Annotated in this window: 11 protein-coding genes; 6 read left to right on the top strand and 5 right to left on the bottom strand. The window is 59.7% G+C overall.

The window, feature by feature from the left end:
* Positions 1-90: 90 nt before the first annotated feature.
* Together RYB09_RS21025 and ssuD are read right to left on the bottom strand one after the other, a co-directional pair.
* Positions 91-1197: a sigma-54 interaction domain-containing protein gene (locus RYB09_RS21025; RefSeq protein ID WP_058401886.1), complete on the bottom strand. Its 1107-nt coding sequence runs from the start codon at positions 1195-1197 to the stop codon at positions 91-93.
* Positions 1197-2336 (bottom strand): FMNH2-dependent alkanesulfonate monooxygenase, encoded by a 1140-nt coding sequence (gene ssuD, locus RYB09_RS21020; RefSeq protein ID WP_002554062.1) that lies wholly within the window; start codon positions 2334-2336, stop codon positions 1197-1199. The genes RYB09_RS21025 and ssuD overlap by 1 nt, the downstream gene beginning before the upstream one ends.
* A 389-nt stretch (positions 2337-2725) precedes the next feature.
* Here ssuD and RYB09_RS21015 point away from each other — a divergent pair, with 389 nt between their 5' ends.
* Together RYB09_RS21015 and ligD are read left to right on the top strand one after the other, a co-directional pair.
* Positions 2726-3631 (top strand): Ku protein, encoded by a 906-nt coding sequence (locus RYB09_RS21015; protein ID WP_122258403.1) that lies wholly within the window; start codon positions 2726-2728, stop codon positions 3629-3631.
* Positions 3632-3651: 20 nt separating this feature from the next.
* Positions 3652-6252: a DNA ligase D gene (gene ligD, locus RYB09_RS21010; protein WP_316890067.1), complete on the top strand. Its 2601-nt coding sequence runs from the start codon at positions 3652-3654 to the stop codon at positions 6250-6252.
* A 62-nt stretch (positions 6253-6314) separates the two neighbouring features.
* Here ligD and pssA read toward each other — a convergent pair whose 3' ends face one another.
* Positions 6315-7658 (bottom strand): CDP-diacylglycerol--serine O-phosphatidyltransferase, encoded by a 1344-nt coding sequence (gene pssA, locus RYB09_RS21005; protein WP_005734318.1) that lies wholly within the window; start codon positions 7656-7658, stop codon positions 6315-6317.
* Between the two features lie 248 nt (positions 7659-7906).
* Here pssA and RYB09_RS21000 point away from each other — a divergent pair, with 248 nt between their 5' ends.
* On the top strand, positions 7907-10093 hold the full coding sequence (locus tag RYB09_RS21000) for a TonB-dependent receptor (RefSeq protein ID WP_058409034.1): 2187 nt from the start codon (positions 7907-7909) through the stop codon (positions 10091-10093).
* A gap of 45 nt (positions 10094-10138) precedes the next feature.
* Here the strand turns inward: RYB09_RS21000 and RYB09_RS20995 are convergent, their stop codons facing one another.
* Positions 10139-11296 (bottom strand): glycerophosphodiester phosphodiesterase, encoded by a 1158-nt coding sequence (locus RYB09_RS20995; RefSeq protein WP_058409033.1) that lies wholly within the window; start codon positions 11294-11296, stop codon positions 10139-10141.
* A 258-nt stretch (positions 11297-11554) separates the two neighbouring features.
* Here RYB09_RS20995 and RYB09_RS20990 point away from each other — a divergent pair, with 258 nt between their 5' ends.
* The 3 genes from RYB09_RS20990 to RYB09_RS20980 all read left to right on the top strand — a co-directional run bounded on the left by RYB09_RS20990 (position 11555) and on the right by RYB09_RS20980 (position 13654).
* Positions 11555-12487, top strand: a complete 933-nt coding sequence (locus RYB09_RS20990) for a 2-hydroxyacid dehydrogenase (protein WP_316890064.1) — start codon at positions 11555-11557, stop codon at positions 12485-12487.
* A gap of 109 nt (positions 12488-12596) precedes the next feature.
* Positions 12597-13331 (top strand): CTP synthase, encoded by a 735-nt coding sequence (locus tag RYB09_RS20985; protein ID WP_219169426.1) that lies wholly within the window; start codon positions 12597-12599, stop codon positions 13329-13331.
* Positions 13328-13654, top strand: a complete 327-nt coding sequence (locus RYB09_RS20980) for an antibiotic biosynthesis monooxygenase family protein (RefSeq protein WP_058409031.1) — start codon at positions 13328-13330, stop codon at positions 13652-13654. Before RYB09_RS20985 ends, RYB09_RS20980 begins: the two co-directional genes overlap by 4 nt.
* Before the next feature lie 3 nt (positions 13655-13657).
* Here RYB09_RS20980 and RYB09_RS20975 read toward each other — a convergent pair whose 3' ends face one another.
* On the bottom strand, positions 13658-15082 hold the full coding sequence (locus RYB09_RS20975) for a short-chain fatty acid transporter (protein WP_122281073.1): 1425 nt from the start codon (positions 15080-15082) through the stop codon (positions 13658-13660).
* Between the last annotated feature and the right edge of the window lie 150 nt (positions 15083-15232).

Raw genomic sequence — 15232 nt, 5'->3', positions numbered from 1 at the left:
GCACGATAGCGTTCTTGCGGACAGCGCTCGTTCCTCACGCTCCAGCGTGGGAATGCCGTTCATGACGCTCCGCGTCATCGGTCTGGGCCTTCACACCGATAAATGCAGCATCCGGTCGCCCTGTACATTTTCACCCGGTCTGCGTTTGTTGACTGCCAGCTCGCCAATCTTGATCAAACGCGTACGCGTGACGTTGCGGGTCAGGCCCAGCAGGCTGGCGGTGTGTACCTGGTTGTGGTGGCAGTAGCGATACGCGGTCCTGAGCAGCGTGTCTTCGACCTTCTCGTGCAAGGCTCCCGCCTGTTCTTCAAACAGCTTTTGAAACGCCCGATTGAGTAACTGCTCGGCTGATTCGTCAACCGGATTCTGCTCGTCCTGACGCTCGATTCTCAGGTTCGACAGGCGCAGGTCATCACGCTGAATCACGCCTTCGCGGCACACCAGCAAGGTGTGATGAATAACGTTTTCCAGCTCGCGAATATTGCCCGGCCAGCTGTAGGTCTTGAGCTTGTGCTCGGCTTCGGCGCTGATGCGCACCGGGCCATGGCGCAGACGCTGGCTGTAGACCTCGATGAAATGCCGGGCCAGCGGCAGGATGTCGCCGGGCCGCTCGCGCAGCGGGCTCAATTCCAGATTGACCACGTCCAGCCGGTAGTAAAGGTCCTCGCGAAAATGCCCGGCATTGATGGCCTTTTCCAGTTGTACGTTGGTGGCTGCGAGCACCCGCACGTCAATCGGCACGCTCTTGCGCGAGCCCAGGCGGACCACTTCACGCTCCTGAAGCACACGCAACAGCTTGACCTGCAATGTCATGGGCAGGTCGCCGATTTCATCGAGAAACAGCGTGCCGCCGTTGGCCTCTTCGAACCAGCCGGCTTTGGCACTGATCGCACCGGTGAAGGCGCCTTTCTCGTGGCCGAACAACTCGGCCTCGATCAGGTTCTCGGAGAATGCTCCGCAGTTGACCGCCACGAACGGTTTGTCGCGACGGGCACTCAGTTCGTGGACGTGCCGTGCAACCAGTTCCTTGCCAGTGCCGGTTTCACCAATGATCAGTACGCTGGCATCGCTGGGCGCCACCTGACGCACGTGAGCGAGCAGATCCTTGGACTTGGGGTCTTCGAACACCTGCGCAGTGGCTCTGATCGAGGTCGCCAGCGCAGGCGAGTGCGGTAAGGTCAGCAGTTGTCCTGACATCACTTGGCCTGCGGGGGCAGATCGTTGGCGATCATTTCGCCGAACGGGCCCGTCAGGTTGGTGATGCCGCGCCCGGCGAGGCTGGCGTAAGGCTCTGGCAGCAGCGGGAAGACCAGTTCGGCAAAGCGGTACGCTTCTTCCAGGTGCGGGTAGCCCGAGAAAATGAAGCTCTCGATGCCCAGGTCTGCGTATTCCTTGATGCGTGCCGCGACTTCCTGCGGGTTGCCAACCAGTGCCGTGCCAGCACCGCCCCGAACCAGGCCCACACCCGCCCACAGGTTGGGCGCGATTTCCAGGTTGTCGCGGCGTCCATCATGCAGCGCAGCCATACGGCGTTGCCCCTCGGAATCAAAGCGTGAGAAAGACTTTTGGGCCGCAGCGATGGTTTCGTCGCTGATGTGCTCGATCAGCGTGCTGGCGGCTTTCCAGGCTTCTTCACTGGTTTCGCGCACGATGACGTGCAAGCGAATGCCGAACTTTACGGTACGACCCTTGCGGGCTGCCCGTTCACGCACATCGGCCAGCTTTTGGGCCACAGCTGCCGGAGGTTCGCCCCAAGTGAGGTAAACGTCTACCTGATCGGCCGCAAGGTCATGCGCGGCATCGGAAGAGCCACCAAAGTACAGCGGCGGATAGGGCTTCTGAATCGGTGGATAGAGCGCCTTGGCGTTCTGCACGCGCAGGTGCTTGCCTTCGAAGTCGACTGCTTCGCCCTGTAATACGCGACGCCAGATCTTCAGGAATTCGTCGGTGACTTCATAGCGTTCGCTATGATCGAGGAAGCTGCCATCGCCACGGTTTTCGTCCGGGTCGCCACCGGTCACCACGTTGATCAGCAGTCGGCCGCCGGATAAACGATCCAGCGTAGCCGCCATGCGTGCCGAGACGGTAGGGGAGATGATGCCCGGACGGATTGCCACCAGATACTTCAGACGCTCGGTCAATGGCACCAGTGCCGAGGCGATGACCCACGAGTCTTCGCAAGAGCGACCGGTCGGAATCAATACCCCGTAGTAGCCCAGGTCATCGGCGGCCTGTGCCACCTGTTTCAGGTAATTGAGGGTGACGGGACGTGCGCCCTTTGTCGTGCCCAGATAATGGCCGTCGCCGTGAGTCGGAAGAAACCAGAAAACGTTCATGACAAATCCTTGGGAGTGATCAGCTGAGTGAAAGCTGACGGGACCAACTGTTGGTTTGCAGACAGTTCACCAACAGCGTTCGAGGTGGGGCCATTTATAGAACGTCTGATTTATTCCGCAAAAGAACGTTAAACCATATTTTTAGATCTTAAACGCATATGTAACTTGAAAATTCCTGTTCCTTTTTGCACGAACCCTTCTAGTACAAGGCTTTGACGGCTGCAGGCATCCCTTTAATACAGCTCGCATCAAGAGCCAAAACGTTGACAGCCAGATTGCCGGGATGAAAAACGCTTTGCGCCTGCGCGGGTTTTCCGGCGCTCGTCTGGCTGGCGAAACTTTTCTTCGACCGGTCCAGTCACTTTTTCAGGACTAACAGGAGTCAGACCATGGCAAGGGCAATCTGGAAGGGCGCAATCAGCTTCGGGCTGGTGCATATACCGGTCGCACTGGTGTCGGCGACAACGTCAACCAGTGTCGACTTCGACTGGCTCGACAAGCGCAGCATGGACCCGGTCGGCTACAAGCGAATCAACAAGGTCACCGGCAAGGAGGTCACCAGCGAAAATATCGTCAAGGGCGTGGAGTACGAAAAGGATCGTTATGTCGTACTCAGCGAAGAAGAAATTCGCTCCGCGCACCCCAAATCGACGCAGACCATCGACATATTTGCCTTTGTCGACAGCCAGCAGATTCCTTTGCAAAACATCGACACGCCTTATTTTCTGACCCCGGATAAACGCGGCGAAAAAGTCTATGCGCTGCTGCGCGAAACCCTTGTCGACACCAAAAAGGTGGCACTGGCCAATGTCGTGCTGCATACCCGCGAACACCTGGCGGCGGTCATGCCGCTGGAGTCGGCGCTGGTCATGGTGATCCTGCGCTGGCCTGCCGACGTGCGTGAGCTGGACACACTGGAACTGAGCGACGCAGTGACGGACGCACAGTTGAACAAGAGCGAACGCGACATGGCCAAGCGTCTGGTCAAGGACATGAGCGCCGACTGGCAGCCTGAGCAGTACCGCGACACTTTTCAGGACAAGATCATGCACTTGGTCAAAACCAAGGCAGACGAAGGCGAGATCGAGGATGTCGAGACGGATCCGGCCGAGGAAGAGCGCAAAAGTGCTGACGTCATTGACCTCACCGACTTGCTGCGACGCAGCCTGGCGGGCAAGAGTGGCGCCAGTAAAGGCAAAGCGAGCAAGCCCGCAGCAAAAGAAAAACCTGCTGATAAGGCCGCAGCCAAGCCCAAGCGGCCCGCCGCCCGCAAGAAAACCAGCAAAGCCTCTTGAGCCAGACGGAGACACCGGACATGGCCAAGCCCGCCAGTGAATACACGCGCAAGCGCAATTTCGCCATCACCTCCGAGCCTGCCGAAAGCAAACGCAAAGGCAAGTCTTCGTCCAAGGCCAAGGCGCTGGGTTTCGTGATTCAGAAGCATGACGCACGTAACCTGCACTATGACTTTCGACTGGAGCTGGAGGGCACGCTCAAGAGCTGGGCGGTACCCAAAGGACCGAGTCTGGACCCGAAGCAAAAACGTCTGGCAGTGCATGTTGAAGACCATCCGCTGGACTATGCCGATTTTGAGGGCAGCATCCCGAAAGGGCAGTATGGCGGCGGTGATGTGATTGTCTGGGACCGTGGCGTCTGGCAGCCGCACGGTGATCCGCAAAAAACCTATGAGGAAGGCAAACTCAAATTTACCTTGGTCGGCGAGAAGCTCAGCGGCGACTGGGCGCTGGTGCGCACGCGGCTCACGGGCAGCGGCAGCAAGGAGCAGTGGCTGCTGATCAAAGAAAAGGACGCCATTGCGCGACCTGCCGCCGAATATGACATCACTCTGGAGCAGCCGCAGAGCGTGATCAGCGGCGCGCACGTAGGGGCAGGGCGTGCAGCGCCAGCGAAGCCAAAGGCCAGCGCCGCAAACGAAAAAGCCAAAGCCGGTGCGGCGAAGCCTGCGCGCAAACCCGCGCAAAAGAAGTCGAAAACGGTTTTCCCGGAAACCCTTTCGCCGCAACTGGCCACGCTGGTGGATGCACCGCCAGCGGGTGACTGGCTGTATGAGATCAAGTTCGATGGCTATCGCATTCTGACCCGCATTCAGGGCGACGAAGTGCGCCTGTTCACCCGTAACGGCCACGACTGGACCGAACGGCTGCCCGAACTGGTCAAGGCGCTCAAGGGCCTGAAATTGCAAAACAGTTGGTTCGACGGCGAAGTGGTGGTCCTCGACGAGCAAGGGCTGCCCGACTTTCAGGGTTTGCAGAATGCCTTTGACGCAGGAAACAGCAAAAACATCCTGTATTACCTGTTCGACATGCCGTTCCTGAGCGCGGAGGATCTGCGGGAAGTACCCCTTGAGCAGCGCCGCGACGCCTTGAAACAAGTGCTCGGTGCCCAGCGCAGTCGCTTGCTGCGTTATTCGGATGCGTTTCAGGCCGGGCATCAGGATATTGTGGAAAGCGCTGCGGCAATGGGCCTGGAAGGTGTCATCGGCAAGCGGGCCGGCAGTGTTTATATCGGCAAGCGCAATGCCGACTGGATCAAACTCAAATGCCGGTTGCGTCAGGAACTGGTGATCGTCGGGTACACCGCCCCGCAAGGCAGCCGCTCCGCATTCGGGGCCTTGTTGCTGGCGGTCAATGAAGGCGATGACGGGCTGGTCTATGCCGGGCGGGTGGGCACCGGCTTCAGTGAGGTGACGCTTGAACAGCTTTATCAACAACTCAAACCGCTGCAGCGCAAGGATTCACCGCTGGCGAAAAAACTGACCTCGGCTCAGGCCCGCGGCGTGCAGTGGGTAGAGCCGCAGCTGGTCTGTGAGGCGGAATTCGCCCAGTGGACCCGCGAAGGCATTGTGCGACAAGCCGCATTTGTTGGGTTGCGCAGTGACAAGCCTGCCAGTGAGGTGGTGCGCGAAGACGCTCAGCCCGCCAGGGTTGCCAGCCAGACCCGAACGCAATCGACATCGGCAGCGCCACGTTCAGGCAAGAAAACCGCTGCCGGCAAAGGCAAAGTGGACGTGGCGGGCACGGGCATCAGCCATCCGGATCGGGTGATCGACAGCAAGACCGGCACCAGCAAGGTCGAACTTGCGCAGTTCTACGCGTCTATTGCCGAATGGATTCTGCCGTATCTGAACAAGCGTCCTGTGGCATTGTTGCGTTGCCCGGAAGGCATCGACGGCGAGCAGTTCTTCCAGAAGCACGCCGAGCATCTTGCGATTCCACACATCAAACAGCTGGATCGTGCTCTGGACCCCGGGCATGCCGCGCTGATGGAGATCGATTCATTGCAGGCGCTGGTCGGTGCCGCGCAAATGGGGGCCATCGAGTTGCACACCTGGGGCGCTACGCGTGACAGGATCGAAACGCCGGATCATTTTGTCCTGGACCTTGATCCCGACCCGGCGCTGCCCTGGCGCAGCATGATCGAAGCCACGCAAATGGTGCTCGCCGTTCTGGAGGAACTTGGGCTGGAAGCTTTTCTCAAGACCAGCGGCGGCAAGGGCATGCACATCATCGTGCCATTGGCGCGGCAGGCTGACTGGGACACGGTTAAAGCCTTCGCCAAGGCTATCGCCGAATTCGTCAGCCGTCAGTTGCCCGAACGCTTCACCGCGACCATGGGGCCGAAAAACCGGGTAGGGAAAATTTTCATTGATTACCTGCGCAACAGCCGTGGCGGCAGCACCGTAACTGCGTATTCGGTGCGCGCCCGGCCAGGTTTGCCGGTCTCGGTGCCGATTGCTCTGGATGAACTGGCAGGCCTGAAATCCTCGGCGCAGTGGGACATCACCAACCTTGAGCAGCGTCTAAAGAAACTTAAGGCCGACCCGTGGGCAGGCTACAGCAACCGCCGCAAAATCACGCAGAAGATGTGGAAGCAGTTGGGGGCGAAACGGCCCTGACTCACCCTGTTTCTTTGGTTGTACGGCCGACATGCCAGGCATGTCGGCCTCAGGCGTGAGGGTCAGAGTATCCGGTACAGCAATCGCTCGACCCGCACACGGCTGACGCGCTTGAGGAATTTGCGTACCCCTTCGGGATAATTGGCCAGTGTGTCGAGTTCGTCATACTGGTTGACGCGTTGGGTGTTGCGCATCAAATGGGCGATTTCCGCCTCGCGCGTTTCGCTCCACTGGCCCTGCGGATCATCGATCAGCAAGGCGTTTTCCAGATCAAGATTGAAGGCGCGAGGGTTCAGGTTGTTGCCTGTCAGCAGCGTATAGCGCTGATCGACCCAGATGCCTTTGAGGTGGAACGTATTATCGCCGTGTTTCCACAGGTGCACGTTGAGGCGGTTCTGCGCGATTGCCTTCTGATGCTTGTGGGCAAAGCGTCGCAGGCTGATTTCATACAGATAGGGCAGGGCCGAGATCACCTTGAACGGCTCGTCCGGGTCGATGAAGAAGTCGTTGGCGGTTTTGTCACCAATGATGATATCGACCTGCACACCGCGCTTGAGCGCCCGATTGATTTCGCGGGTGACCGCCACCGGCAGGTTGAAATACGGCGTGCAGATGGTCAGCTGGATCTTGCTCGAGGCGATCAGGTCGCAGATGGCACGATTCAGATTGTTACGCGGCCCGACGCCCAGCAGCGGAATCACCCGCAGCTCGCCGTTTTCCTTTTCGCCTGCTGAAGTGTCGTACGCAGCGCGTTTCAGGTCCGCACGAAAAGCGCGAATCTCGCTGCGAATGCTGCGCGAGCCAGGTGGCGATTGCAGGTCGAGGCGGTGCACAGCCGGTGAAGGGAGTATTTCGCGCTGCACCAGATTCTGGAAAGCGTCGGCCAGCGGCGCGCTTTCGATCAGGTGGTAACGGTCCAGGCGGTATTTGTCGAGCTTGTGCAGGTAGACGTTGTTGATGCTTGCGCCACTGTAGATCACACAATCGTCGATCACGCTGCCCTTGAGGTGCAGCACGCCGAACAGCTCACGGGTTTGCACCGGCACGCCGTAGATCGGCACTTCTTCATCGTATTCAAGGTTCTGCGCCTGATACCAGGTCGAGTTGCCCGGTTGCCGCCCGGCACCGATCAGGCCCCGCTGCGCGCGGAACCAGTCAACCAGCACCACGACATCCAGCTCAGGCCGTGCAGCCTTGGCCGCGTACAGTGCGTCGAGGATCTCCTGACCAGCTTCATCCTGTTGCAGATACAACGCGATGATATAGATGCGCCGGGTGGCCGAAGCGATCCTTTCCAGCAGACAGCGCCGATAGTCGGCGGCAGAAGGAACAATGGAGATTGCATCGCTCGGCAAGGCAAAACCACGAAGTGCTGCCAGTGTCGAGCGTCGGAAAGTGGACTGCATAGGCCTCTCGATGGGAAAACCAATAGCGCTTGAGCTTACACGAGAGTCGCACTCAGGTGGCTGTCCCCGAGCTGTTTCAAAGCATTGCTGTGTGAGACGTAGCAATGAGCGTTGGTTATGTGACACCCTGCACATAAATTAATGATAAGCATTCCCAGTAACATATGGTAGCATTTCGCATCCACTGAGTCGGTCATCTCCAGGAAGGTTTCTTCCGATCTCGCTCATCTCGTCAGCAGGACCTTTTCATGCACACCCCATCGATCCCGATGCGCCTCACGTTGCTCGCATTTTGCTGTTCCATTGGTTCTCCGGCCTGGGCCGCTACTGCTGCCGCCAGTCAGCAGGAAGGCCCGATGGTTCTCGGAGAGACCGATATCAGTGCCGACAAGGCCGACCCGCACGCGCTACCGCCCGTGTACGCAGGCGGGCAAGTGGCTCGTGGCGGGCAGTTGGGCGTTCTGGGCAATGCCGACGTCATGGACGTGCCGTTCACCATGACCAGCTACACCGAACAATTGATCGAGGACCAGCAGGCCGAAGACATCGGCGATGTGCTGCTCAATGATGCATCGGTTCGCCAGTCAAGCGGCTATGCCAACGCCTCGAAGATCTTCGTCATTCGTGGCCTCAAACTGACCACCGATGATATTTCCTACAACGGCCTCTACGGCGTGCTGCCGCGCCAGATCATCTCCACCGATGCGCTGGAGCGGGTTGAGGTTTTCAAAGGCCCCAATGCCTTTATCAACGGCGTAACACCGACCGGCTCCGGTATTGGCGGTGGCGTTAACCTGCAACCCAAGCGCGCGCAGGACACGCCGACACGGCGTTTTACCACCGACATCAGCAGCGACGGTCGGGTCGGCGAGCACCTGGACCTCGGCCAGCGCTTTGGCGAAGGCAATCGATTCGGCGCACGCCTCAACCTGTCTCAGCGCGAAGGCGAGACCGGCGTTGAAGACGAAGAGCATCGCAGCAAGCTGTTCGCGCTGGGGCTTGATTATCAGGGTGACAACTTCCGTCTTTCCGGCGATTTTGCCTACCAGAAGCAGCGCATCAATCAGAACCGCAACATGGTGTTCGTTGGCAGCGGCCTGACCCGCGTGCCGCATGCGCCGGATGCCGACACCAATTACGCGCCGAACTGGACCTGGACCGAAACCGAAGACACCTTCGGCATGAGCCGGGCCGAATACGACCTCAACGATGACTGGACGCTGTACGCCGCAGCCGGTGCCAAGCACACCCGTGAAAACGGTATCTATGGCTCGCCGACCATCAATGACGCCGCAGGCAACATCACGGCGTCACCGTCTTCCATCCCGCATGACGAAGACAACAAGACAGCCATGGCCGGTATCAACGGCAAGCTGCAGACCGGCGCGGTCAGTCACAAGGTCAACTTCGGTTTGTCCGGCATCTGGACCGAGCAGCGCAGTGCCTACCTGTTCGGCAGTCCGGCTGGCAGCAACCTGTACAACCCAGTGGAAACAACACGTCCTGCGCTGGACAGCTTCTCGGGTGGCGATCTCAGTGATCCCGGTATCGTCGGCAAGAGCCGTATGCGCAGCGTAGCGTTCTCCGACACGCTGGGCTTTTTCGATAATCGCCTGCTGCTGACCGCAGGCCTGCGTCGCCAGCAACTGCGCGTCCAGGGCTACGACTATGGCAGCGGCCCGCGCAACGCACTGTATGACGAGGCAATCACCACGCCGGTCTACGGGCTGGTGTTCAAGCCTTGGCGCTATGTGTCGTTCTATGCAAACCGCATTGAAGGCCTTGCGCAGGGGCCGACGGCGCCGAGCACCGTGACGATCAACCCTGGCGAGGTGTTCGCGCCGGCGCGTTCAAAACAGATTGAAGCGGGCGTGAAGCTGGACATGGGTACCTTCGGTGCAAGCCTGGGTGTATACCGCATCGAACAACCGACTGATGGCTACCAGATTCAGGATGGCAGCGGAACGCGCTACGTCCGTGATGGCGAGCAGCGCAATCGTGGCGTGGAAATGAACGTGTTCGGCGAGCCTGTCAGCGGCCTGCGTCTGCTGGCCGGTCTGACCCTGATGGACACCGAGGTGAGCGGCACGTCGGGTGGCAGCAACGATGGCAACAGGGCCATTGGTGTGCCGACCTTTCAGTTCAATGCGGGGGCCGACTGGGATGTGCCAGGCATCACGGGCGCAGCTATCAATGCGCGCATGCTGCGCACCGGTGGGCAATATGTCGACGCTGCCAACAACCTGAGCATTCCGACCTGGAACCGTTTCGATCTGGGCGCGCGCTATACCTTCAACGTTGCGCAAAAGGACGTCACGCTGCGTGCCAACGTCGAAAACCTGATGAACAAGGATTATTGGGCATCGGCCAATGGGGGTTATCTGACTCAAGGCGAGCCACGCACCTTGAAGCTGTCCGGGACCATAGATTTCTGATGAGTCGGTGGCTGGCCGCATCGCAGGATGCGGCCAGCCAGTCGATCAGTAGCCGTTACGCTTCAGAATCGTCTCGATGCTCTCTTTCGCTGGCCGTCCGTAGAACTTCAACAGTTCGGCGGTGCGGTTGGTGAAGAAACCGTCAACCCCGTCATTGCTGATCCGCTTGAAGTCCTCTGCGTCGTCCACCGTGTAAGGGTGGATCACCATGCCTTTCTCGTGGGTCAGGTTGTTCATCCAGGGTTTGACCAGGTCCATGTAGCTCTGATCGCCACCCTTGGCCAGTTGCGAAGAAGGGCCGGTGCCGATCGCACCATGAGCCTTGGCCCAGTCAATCCACTTCTGGAATTCCTCCGGAGACTTGACCTCCTGCGCTGCGTAGTAGCTGGCCTTGTCCTTGGCCCCCGAGTCTTTGAACGCGACGCTGGATTTAGGCTCTATCGAGCCTTCGCCAATCCATAGCAGCATGACCTTGGGCACTTTCGGCATTTCTTTTTGCAGCAGCTCCAGGCTCTGCTTCTCGAACGTCTGCAATACCACGCGCCCCGGCATGTGCGCGACGTTCACATGACCAGCCGCTGCGGCCGGACGCTGAGCCAGCCAGCCACGTTTGGTCAGCACCTTTTTAAGGTCGGCTTCGACACCGGGAAACTTGTTCGGCACCTTGGTCTCGATGTACAGCCCAGGCTTGTTCGCGCCACCTTCGGCGATGTCGATGACCTCATCCAGCGTCAGGATCTGCAACCCGCTGTAGCTCGCACGCGCCCGGTCGGGGTAAGCCTTGTTGAACCATGAGCCGGCGTCCAGTTGCTTGAGCTCCGCCAGGGTGAAGGTGCTGACCGGGTCCTTGACCCGTGTCGGGAACACTTCGGCAATGTTGGTCGTACGTTCCAGTACGTCATCGTGGAGTGCTATCAGCACGCCGTCTTTGGTGCGCTGGATGTCCATCTCCAGATAGTCCGCACCCAGGTCGCGTGCCAGGGTATAGGCCGGAATGGTCTCTTCCGGAGCGTCGAACGAAGCTCCGCGATGGGCGATTACTGCTGGCCAGGGCAGACCGTATTTTTCGCTCAGCACCTTGCCCGGTGCATCCGCCGCCGCTGCCATACCGGATGACAGCATCAGGCCCGACATGACCGCTGCGGCCAGGAGGGTCTTTTTCAACAGGGTTGTGGTCGACAGAGTGGCGGAAAATCCTTGCATGGGCGGTTGGTTCCTTATGGTTGGAAGGTGTTCGACTGCACCAGCCAATACCGTTACTGGTCACAGCGCTGCACGCAACGATAGCGCACTATCGCGTTGGCGAGGTTGCTTGTAACGCAGTCTGTCCGGCAAATGCGTCCACTTTATGAACGCCTGGCGTTATCGCGAAAGGTTTTTTTCCAACGAGCGCCATTGGCTATGCACAAGCGCACCGAGTCGCGTTACTGTCAGCGTTTTGCTGACCGAACGGGAGTGCGCATGACAACGGTATTGGTGCTGGTGGAAAACCTGGACATGTATTTGCCGATTCTGGAAAGCAGCGGTTATCAGTTGATTCGTGCGCCGACGGCCGAACTGCGCGCCGCGGCAATTGCTGCACACGGGAAGAGCATCAGCGCCGTAGTGACGCGTGGGCCACTGGGTTTTTTCGCCGAGGAAATGGATGCACTGCCAAACTTGCGCATCATATGCGTGAGCGGTGCCGGCTACGAAAAGGTGGATTTGCCCGCTGCGCAGGCTCGCGGCATCACCGTGACCAATGGTGCAGGCGTCAACGCCGCCACAGTGGCGGACCATACGCTGGCGCTGTTGCTGTCGCTGGTACGCGACATTCCGCAGGCCGATGCGTCGGTACGCCGTAGCGAGTGGCGCAAGGTGGTTCGACCGTCGCTGGCAGGCAAGCGCATGGGAATCGTCGGGCTGGGTGCGGTGGGGCTGGCGATTGCCAGGCGTGCAGCCGCGTTCGACATCGCTATCGGTTATCACAATCGCAAACCGCGCACCGACTGCGATTACACCTGGCATGCCACCGCACAGGCGCTGGCTGCGGCGTCGGATTTCCTGATCATCGCCACGCCCGGTGGCAGTGGCACGCAGCACTTGATCGATGCCAGTGTGCTTGAAGCGCTGGGCCCTGACGGCTTTCTGGTCAACATTGCGCGTGCCAGTGTCGTGGATACCCATGCGCTGGTCAGTGCACTTCAGAACGAGCAGATTGCCGGGGCTGCGCTGGATGTGTTCGACGATGAGCCCGCTGTGCCGGACGTACTCAAAACGCTGGGCAATGTTGTGCTGACGCCCCATGTCGCAGGCCTGTCCCCCGAGGCATCGAGAGACAGTGTGCAAATGGTCAACGATAACCTGCTGGCGTTCTTTTCCGGGCAGCCGGTGCTGACGCCTGTGACTGGCTGAAGAAACGTGCAGCGTTGCACGCCAGGCATTGCTGCAATGCCCATTCTGCTGGTTTTGCTGCCTGTTTATAGTCCGCCCGGGCTATACGAAATCGAACAGGGAGCAGGGCATGGGCACAGTCAATAACATACGCAACACTTTGCAGATCGGGCTGGTGGGCGATTTCAACGCCGATGTGCCAGCCCATCAGGCCATTCCCCTGGCGTTGGAGATGGCGGCTGAGGCCGTTCACGTGCCGGTCAGCTTCGAATGGCTACCGACGCCACAGATCGGCAGCGGTGCACGGCTTGGCGAATTCGATGGTCTGTGGTGTGTACCGGCCAGCCCCTACCTGGACATGCAGGGCGCTTTGACGGCCATTCGTTTCGCACGCGAGCGTCTCGTACCGTTTCTGGGGACGTGCGGCGGCTTTCAGCACGCACTGGTGGAGTACGCCCGCAATCAACTGGGCTGGGCAGACGCCGAGCACGGCGAAACTGCGCCGCAGGCGGCAAACGTCATCATCGAACCATTGAGCTGCTCGCTGGTTGAATCCGTGGCGGCGATTCATTTGCAACCCGACACGCTGATTGCTCAAGCCTACGGCACGCTGAATATCGAGGAGCGTTATCACTGCCGTTACGGTCTGCGTCGTGAGCTTGAGCCAGCGCTGTTCGGCGATGCGTTGAAAGTCAGCGGCCGCGGCCCTGAAGGTGAAGTGCGCAGTATCGAATTGCAGGGGCATCCGTTCTTCGTCGCCACATTGTTCCAGCCGGAGCGGGCTGCGTTGCAGGGCAGGGTATCTCCTGTGGTTGCTGCATTCGTCCGCGCTTGCAGCCAGGCCGCGCAGAGGAATCGATCATGATGGCAGCCCGCTTTCCCACTCCCTACTTTGCGGTGGTGTTCACCTCACTGCGTACGCCTGACGAGGGTCAGGCGTACGCAGACGCGGCGCAGCGGATGGTAGAACTGGCCAGGCAGCAGCCCGGCTTTCTGGGCGTGGAATCGGCTCGCGGCGAAGACGGACTGGGCATCACCGTGTCCTACTGGAGCGACGAAACCGCGATTCTGGCGTGGAAACAGCAGGCCGAACATACCGAGGTCCGTGAGCAGGGACGCGCGCGCTGGTATCAGGCGTTCACCGCGCGAATCTGCAAGGTCGAGCGTGATTACTCGCTCAACGGCTGACTATCAGGGCATTACCGGTGGCGTATAGACCAGCGTAGTGCCCAATGCCCAGAGCAGAAACAGCACCAGCGGCGTGTGGACCAGCAACTGCACGAACGAGAATCCGATCAGGTCACGTGCCTTGAGGCCCAGCACGCCCAGTAGCGGCAGCATGTAGAACGGATTGATCAGGTTGGGCAGCGCTTCGGCTGCATTGTAGATCTGCACCGCCCAGCCGAGGTGATACTGCAGGTCGTTGGCGACTTGCATCACGTAAGGCGCTTCAATGATCCACTTGCCGCCGCCCGACGGAATGAAAAAGCCCAGAATGGCCGAATAGACGCCCATCAGAATCGCGTAGGTATCGTGGGAGGCAATGCTGGTAAAGAATGTCGAGATGTAGTGCGCTAGGGTCTGCGCATCAGCGCCTTTGACTGTGGTCAGTAACGCAGCAATCGAACCGTACAGGGGGAATTGAATCAACACGCCAGTGGTGGTGGGTACGGCCCGCGCTACGGCATCGAGAAAGCTGCGTGGTCGCCAGTGCAGCAACGCACCGAGCATGATGAACAGAAAATTGTAGGTATTGAGCCCGGAAATTGCGGTGATCGCCGGTTTGCTCGAAAACTCGCTGAACAGCCAGCCGACCCCCAGCAGCACCATCAGGATGATCAGCAGCGGGCTGTATTCCAGCCATTCGCCGGGCCGTGTGCGAGGTGCCAGTGGCGGCAGGCTGAATGCCGGGTCGACACCGCAGGCCTTGGCGTCCCGGGCGCTGTTCGGGCCAGGGGCGGTGGCATAGGCCACGATCAACGATATGACTACCAGCGCGGCGAGCATGACCCCGGATTGCCAGAGAAAGATGGTTTCAGTGAAAGGGATCACGCCGGTTATCGCCAGGATCGAAGGCGGCAGACTGGCCGGATTGGCCTGCAACTGTGCAGCCGAAGACGACAGCCCCAGCGCCCAGACTGCGCCCAGCCCCAGATACGCGGCGGCACCGGCCGCGCGATAATCCATGCGCAGATCGGTACGGCGGGCGAGCGCGCGCACCAGCAGGCCGCCGAACACCAGTGACAGCCCCCAGTTGAGCAGCGAAGCCAGCATGGAAATCAGCGCCACCCAGGCCACCGCCGAACGACCGTTACGCGGCACCCGGGCCAGCCGGTCGATCAGGCGCACCGCGGGCGGCGAACTGGCCACGACGTAACCGCCGATGACCACGAAGGCCATTTGCATGGTGAACGGAATCAGACTCCAGAACCCGTCACCGAACGCTTTGGCGGCCTCGGCCGGACGTGCGCCAATGGCCAGTGTTGCCAGTGTGACGATGACCACCGCCAGCGCGGCAAATACCCATGAATCGGGAAACCAGCGTTCAGCCCATGCGGCGCAGCGCAAGGCGAATCGGGCAGAGCGGCTTTCTTCTATGTTGGCGTTGGCGGCCATTGGGGGCACCTCTTTTTGTAATTATTATCGGGGAGTTACTTGAACAGCCGACTATTGCGGACGCAGAGCGTCCAGAACGACAAATCCTGTGAGAGCGCAGAGGCCAGTACAGTCCCTGGATATCGAGTGTTTGAACCAACGTCTTCGTGA

Origin of the sequence: Pseudomonas syringae group sp. J254-4 (assembly GCF_032586855.1) — a bacterium.
Taxonomy (GTDB): domain Bacteria; phylum Pseudomonadota; class Gammaproteobacteria; order Pseudomonadales; family Pseudomonadaceae; genus Aquipseudomonas; species Aquipseudomonas amygdali.
This window is presented reverse-complemented; position numbering and strand designations above follow the sequence as displayed.

Bases quoted from the DNA above. Each gene is read 5' to 3' on its own strand.
- ssuD (WP_002554062.1), bottom strand. From the start codon at position 2,336: ATGAACGTTTTCTGGTTTCTTCCGACTCACGGCGACGGCCATTATCTG.
- RYB09_RS20980 (WP_058409031.1), top strand. From the start codon at position 13,328: ATGATGGCAGCCCGCTTTCCCACTCCCTACTTTGCGGTGGTGTTCACC.
- RYB09_RS20985 (WP_219169426.1), top strand. From the start codon at position 12,597: ATGGGCACAGTCAATAACATACGCAACACTTTGCAGATCGGGCTGGTG.
- RYB09_RS21015 (WP_122258403.1), top strand. From the start codon at position 2,726: ATGGCAAGGGCAATCTGGAAGGGCGCAATCAGCTTCGGGCTGGTGCAT.
- pssA (WP_005734318.1), bottom strand. From the start codon at position 7,658: ATGCAGTCCACTTTCCGACGCTCGACACTGGCAGCACTTCGTGGTTTT.
- RYB09_RS21000 (WP_058409034.1), top strand. From the start codon at position 7,907: ATGCACACCCCATCGATCCCGATGCGCCTCACGTTGCTCGCATTTTGC.
- RYB09_RS20995 (WP_058409033.1), bottom strand. From the start codon at position 11,296: ATGCAAGGATTTTCCGCCACTCTGTCGACCACAACCCTGTTGAAAAAG.
- ligD (WP_316890067.1), top strand. From the start codon at position 3,652: ATGGCCAAGCCCGCCAGTGAATACACGCGCAAGCGCAATTTCGCCATC.
- RYB09_RS20975 (WP_122281073.1), bottom strand. From the start codon at position 15,082: ATGGCCGCCAACGCCAACATAGAAGAAAGCCGCTCTGCCCGATTCGCC.
- RYB09_RS20990 (WP_316890064.1), top strand. From the start codon at position 11,555: ATGACAACGGTATTGGTGCTGGTGGAAAACCTGGACATGTATTTGCCG.
- RYB09_RS21025 (WP_058401886.1), bottom strand. From the start codon at position 1,197: ATGTCAGGACAACTGCTGACCTTACCGCACTCGCCTGCGCTGGCGACC.